This window comes from Longimycelium tulufanense (assembly GCF_014645795.1).
In the GTDB taxonomy this organism is placed as follows: Bacteria; Actinomycetota; Actinomycetes; order Mycobacteriales; family Pseudonocardiaceae; genus Longimycelium; species Longimycelium tulufanense.
The window spans coordinates 1-4,086 of the sequence record NZ_BMMK01000083.1; the positions used below are offsets into that span (position 1 = coordinate 1).

At 63.8% G+C, this 4,086-nt stretch carries 5 protein-coding genes and 1 pseudogene; 3 read left to right on the plus strand and 3 right to left on the minus strand.

Features of this window, described 5'->3' with window-relative positions; translation table 11 throughout:
* The 3 genes and pseudogenes from IEY55_RS31420 to IEY55_RS31430 all read left to right on the plus strand — a co-directional run.
* A pseudogene (locus IEY55_RS31420) lies at nt 1-571 on the plus strand (hypothetical protein); the annotation flags it as partial.
* Nucleotides 572-682: 111 nt separating this feature from the next.
* A complete protein-coding gene (locus IEY55_RS31425) occupies nt 683-2,719 on the plus strand; it encodes an ATP-binding protein (RefSeq protein ID WP_189062222.1) in 2,037 nt (678 codons plus the stop codon).
* Between the two features lie 15 nt (nt 2,720-2,734).
* Nucleotides 2,735-3,076 carry a hypothetical protein gene (locus IEY55_RS31430; protein WP_189062223.1) on the plus strand — a complete coding sequence of 114 codons (342 nt, stop codon included), beginning with the start codon at nt 2,735-2,737 and terminating at the stop codon, nt 3,074-3,076.
* A 57-nt stretch (nt 3,077-3,133) separates the two neighbouring features.
* Here the strand turns inward: IEY55_RS31430 and IEY55_RS31435 are convergent, their stop codons facing one another.
* The 3 genes from IEY55_RS31435 to IEY55_RS31445 form a co-directional block, all read right to left on the minus strand.
* A complete protein-coding gene (locus tag IEY55_RS31435) occupies nt 3,134-3,328 on the minus strand; it encodes a hypothetical protein (protein ID WP_189062224.1) in 195 nt (64 codons plus the stop codon).
* 18 nt (nt 3,329-3,346) lie between these two features.
* Complete coding sequence (locus IEY55_RS31440; protein ID WP_189062225.1) at nt 3,347-3,847, minus strand: DUF3307 domain-containing protein; 501 nt, start codon at nt 3,845-3,847, stop codon at nt 3,347-3,349.
* A gap of 7 nt (nt 3,848-3,854) precedes the next feature.
* Nucleotides 3,855-4,086: hypothetical protein (locus IEY55_RS31445; protein WP_229686951.1), on the minus strand; the 232-nt coding region annotated here is incomplete at its 5' end.

The following is a 4,086-nucleotide window of genomic DNA, read 5'->3' on the forward strand; positions in this document are numbered from 1 at the left end:
GGAGCGGGCCGCGCTGTTCACGGTGATGGAAGCCGCGTTGATCGCGTGTGGTGTCGCGATGGCTGCGGGTGTGCGGAGCCGGACGGGTCGGCCCGGCCCGGCCCGATGGGTGGCCTGGGGGCTGTGTGGGTTCGCTGGGTTCGCGGCGGTCTCGTTGGCCGGTCCGGTCGCGGGTGTGGCCCGGGTGATCTTGGGTCCCCTGTTGGGTCTGGTGATGCTGCACTTGGCGCTGGGGATCGAGATCCGGTCTACCCATATGCGCATGACGACGTGGGCACGGATCGGCCGTGAGCTGCGCGAGCGGCTGTTGTCCCGGTTGGGCCTGGCCAATGACGAGCGGGACGCGTTGGCGCGGACGCGGGATCGGGCCGCGTTGCGGGCTGCTCGGCTGGCGCTGGCGTCTCGGTGGACTCCGTTCCGCCGGTCCCGTCTCACCCGGGCGTTGCGGGTGTCCAACGTGGCGCATGATCCGGAGCGTCGCGCCCGGATGTTGGCGGAACTGGCGACGCTTCGGCACGCCGCGTCGCTGGCGAGGTTGGAGCTGTCCTCCCCGTGGGAGGCGTCCAAGTAGGCGTAAGTGTCCTTCGTAAGGACCAAATCTGTGTGTGGTTCGTGTTGCAATTGATCGAGGCGCGGACGGGGGAGCAGGCCGTTACTCCAAGCTCCCCCGTCCACTTCCCAGATGGAGGTCTGGGCGATGAACATGATCCCTGCCGCTGTGCTGGCGGCACTACCCGGGAGCGGGGGGACTGGCGCACCGGGTGATGTGCTAGAAGGTCCCCGCCGCATCCTTTCCGCTGTCACTAGCGCGCCCCCGGTCGCCCTGGCGGCTCTCGCGGGTGTCGGCCTGCTGCTGATGCTGCTGACCAGCAAGAACAGTGGTGCGGACGTCACCACGCGCACGGCCCGGCCGCGCTGGTGGCCGTTCCGTCTGCTGTGGAGGTTCGCCACTGGGGCACCCATGGATGGCCGTCCCCGGACAGATGCCACGTGGACGCACAACGCCACCCGATCGGTGCGGGAGGACTCCCGAGCGGCCACCCGATGGGACCATCTTCCGCGTGGAACGAGGATGGCCATTCGGTGGGCCTTTCTCGCCGTATTGTTCGTGATTCTCTACGCCTACACCCAGGACGCGAACACGACCGGAAACGCATTGGCCACGCTGGGCACGATGGCCGCGTGTGCAGTGGGCTTGTGGCTCGGGTATGTGCTCACGGATCGGGCGGTGACCTGGCGTCATCGCCGTAATTGGGTGTGGCCGCTTCACTTGGCCTTGTACGCCAGGCTTCAGCTTCCTCGGGATGCGTCCCTGCGGTATCTGAAGGTCCCGCCTCACTTCACCGAGATTACCGGTGACATGCTACGGGTCGAGTTGCCTGCTGACTTCACCGGTGAGGGCAAGCAGGACATCACCAACATTATTACGACGAAGCTCGCATTGCAGGATGTGTCCTTTTCGTTCAAGTTGGACGGCCGGAATCACTACCTTGTGGCACGGCAGACGCCGCGTCCGCCCGCTAAGGTCCTCTTTGCTGATCCCGCAGTTCGGGCACGGGTCGAATCCGCTCCTGAGTCGGCTCCGATGATTGGTCTCTCGCACCAAGACCGGGCGGTGTCGATCGATTTGGATACCGAATCCCCGCACATCCTTGTCAACGCGGGCACGGGTGGCGGTAAGTCGGTCACGCTCCGCGCGATCGTGTCTCAGTTTTTGCATAACGGTGCGCAAGCAACGTTTTTGGACCGCAAGCGCCACTCTCACAAGTGGGCCTATGACATTCCCGCTGTCCACTACTGCAAGCTCCTTCCCGAGATCCACGACGCGCTGATCGCGTTGGGTGAGGAAGGCGAACGCCGCAACCTGATTGTGGATGAGTGGAGAGGTGATGACCGGGACGCCCCGGTGGGTCCCCGTCATCTCATTGTGTTCGAAGAGGCCAACGCGACGATTGGTAAGCTGCGCCGCTACTGGACGCAGATTCGTACCAAGAACGACCCCAAGGAGTCCCCAGCCATCGAAGCGCTGGGAGATCTCATGTTCATGGGACGCGCCGTCAAGATGCATGTGTTGATGGTGGCCCAATACGGTACGGCCAACTCTCTGGGCGGACCGGAAATGCGGGAGAACTTCACCACCCGCATTCTTGCCCGGTACAGCGCGAACGCGTGGCGAATGCTGGCCTCAGATGTGCCGATGCCCAAGCGAACGCGACACACGGGCCGCGCTCAGGTGATTCTAGGTGACACACCCTATGAGACTCAGGTGCTGTTTATGACGGAGAAGGAGGCGTACGAGTGGGCGATGTCGGGCGCTCCTGCTCCGGCGGCCTTCCCAGCCTCCCACGTTCCTGCCCCCCGCCCCCACCAGGACAACAAGCCTGGGATGGTGCCCGAGGGGAGCGACGGGCAGCCGTACCTGCGAGTCGTGCGAGACCCTGATGACGAGCTGGTCGGAATTGTGGAGGCAGTCCGTTCCGGTGTACTCATGGACTTGGTCCGTGAAGCGAATGAGCGTTGGCCGAACGCCTCAGCTGACGAGCTGGAAAAGAAGGTTGTCGAAAACGTCCGCGCCGCGCGCAAGGCGGACCGACCCAGCAACCCGTTTCCTGAGCCGCGCGGCAACCGGGGGCAGGAGTTCCTGTATCGGGTTGGTGATCTGAAGAACTGGCAGGCAAACCGACCCAAGGCAACGAAGAGTAAGGCTGCCAACGAATAAAAAGGAGCGGACACGATGAACGAGGGTATTCACCCGGCACCGGAAACCCGCTCCGAGCGCCTGAAGGGATCACTGTCGGACTGGTGGGACAAGATCCCGTTTCCGGCCTGGGTTCCCACCATTATCACTGCCGGGGCGGTGCTGGTTACCGGTGCGCTCGGGTTCATTGTCGCGAGTTGGATCGTGCGTGCCGTGGTGACGGTGGTGAGCCTGCCCATGCCGTGGTCACTCATCTTGGCATCGGTCATAGTCGGAATCCTGGTGCGGCTCACCCGCGAAGCATCCCGCGCCGTTCGTACGGTGCGCGCCTGGTGGCTCTCGCTGAACAGTTGGTCACGTAACTGGTTTGCTCGATAGCAGCGAACGGCATGAGGAAAGGCCCCGGGATACCCCGGGGCCTTTCCATGTGTTCGGTCAGACGCGGGCGAGGTAGGGGAGAATGTGGTCGGCCAATTCATCCGCAACAAAGGAGTTATCCCACACGATTTCCGCGCGAGCCTCGTCGGGGTCGCTCCACTCTAGGAACCGAACGGTCCCCGTCGCTCCGTCACGCGTGTCCCGTACGCGCTCACCGTTGCGGTAGCCGTGCATGGTAGAAGAGGTGTCCATCGTGGTTGTTCCTTATCTTTAGGGGACTTCTGCGGCTGTGACGAACGCGGCGACGAAGAGCCAGAACCAGTGTGCGGACTGATCGAGTGCGTACGATCCGGTCCCCAGCGTCGGGTTATCGTCGCGTCCTGGTCGCGGTGCACCCATGTTGTAGAAGTCGAGTTTGCCTAACCGGTGCGCCAGGTGGGCCAGGGTGAAGCGTCGATCAATCCAGTAGTGCGTCAGGGCGGAAATTCCTTGCCCCAACGCAAAACCTTGAACTGAGATCGGGAGGCTGAACGCCCACCAGACCGCGACACCGAAGGCGGACGTGGTAAGCGTGTAGGTGGTCACATGTTGGGCACACGCAAGTCTGCCCTGCCAACCGGGTTCGCCTTTGTCGGCAGTTTGCCGGTCTGTTTGGACCCAGTGGTCTCCGATCTGGTGGGCCACCAGGTACGCCAGGAACAAAATGGTGAAGGTGACACCAGACAAGACAGAGAAGCCGCCTAAGTCCGGTCCCCTCGCGATCACGAACATGAACCGGTCACTCCTTGGGCGGGATGGCGGCCTGAATCCGCTCCTGAAGGGCACCCGTGGCCCAGTCCTCCCACACGGTCGGCTCCCGGCCGGTCACCGTGTCTCTGCGGTGCTGGGCGGTACTGCGCGGCACGTCCAGCGCCAGGCCCAGCTCACCGTAGCTCCCGCCCGCCTGAGCCTGGGCACGCACCAACGCATCCGCCAGACCGTCCAACCGGGGCTGAAGCTTGCCCGCCACG

What these genes read in the sequence shown, in the direction of transcription:
- IEY55_RS31425 (WP_189062222.1), top strand. Translation starts at nt 683, where the DNA reads ATGGAGGTCTGGGCGATGAACATGATCCCTGCCGCTGTGCTGGCGGCA.
- IEY55_RS31430 (WP_189062223.1), top strand. Translation starts at nt 2,735, where the DNA reads ATGAACGAGGGTATTCACCCGGCACCGGAAACCCGCTCCGAGCGCCTG.
- IEY55_RS31435 (WP_189062224.1), bottom strand. Translation starts at nt 3,328, where the DNA reads ATGGACACCTCTTCTACCATGCACGGCTACCGCAACGGTGAGCGCGTA.
- IEY55_RS31440 (WP_189062225.1), bottom strand. Translation starts at nt 3,847, where the DNA reads ATGTTCGTGATCGCGAGGGGACCGGACTTAGGCGGCTTCTCTGTCTTG.